The 492-nt window shown below is 72.4% G+C and carries 1 protein-coding gene; it reads right to left on the bottom strand.

What is annotated here, in order from left to right; all coding sequences use genetic code 11:
* A partial coding sequence (locus FHE66_RS15590; protein ID WP_176554747.1) for a carbohydrate ABC transporter permease occupies positions 1-492 on the bottom strand: 492 nt, incomplete at both ends.

Below are 492 nucleotides of genomic sequence, written 5' to 3'. Positions count from 1 at the left end.
CAGCCAGCGCTGGACGAGGCTCTCGAGCCCGACGGCGGCGAGGGCCTCGTCCAGCGCTCCCCCGCTCTGGAGGATGAACGTCCAGATGACGCCGACCGCGACCCCCGAGATCGCGTAGGGCAGCAGGAAGGGCAGGCGGTACCAGAACGCCCCCTTGAGTCCGTGGGTGAGCACGGCGAGGAGCAGGCCCAGGCCCACCGGCAGGACGAGGGTGCCCACGACCCACAGCAGCGTGTTGCGCAGGGAGCCCAGGAAGCCGGCGTCGGCGAACATCTCGCGGTACTTGTCCAGGCCGACGAACTCCGGCTCCCCCAGGCCGTTGAAGTCGGTGAGGCTGAGGTAGGAGGTCCAGACGAACGGGAGGTACATGAGCGCCGCGACGATGAGCACGCCGGGCAGGACGAAGGCACGGGCGGACCAGCGGTAGCCGTGGCCGGGCGTGCGGCGGCGGTCGGGGGCGGGGGCGAGCAGGGCGGGCGCGGCCTGGGTGGT

This window comes from Georgenia sp. 311, from assembly GCF_006151955.1.
GTDB classification, from domain to species: domain Bacteria; phylum Actinomycetota; class Actinomycetes; order Actinomycetales; family Actinomycetaceae; genus Oceanitalea; species Oceanitalea wutianyii.
This window is presented reverse-complemented; position numbering and strand designations above follow the sequence as displayed.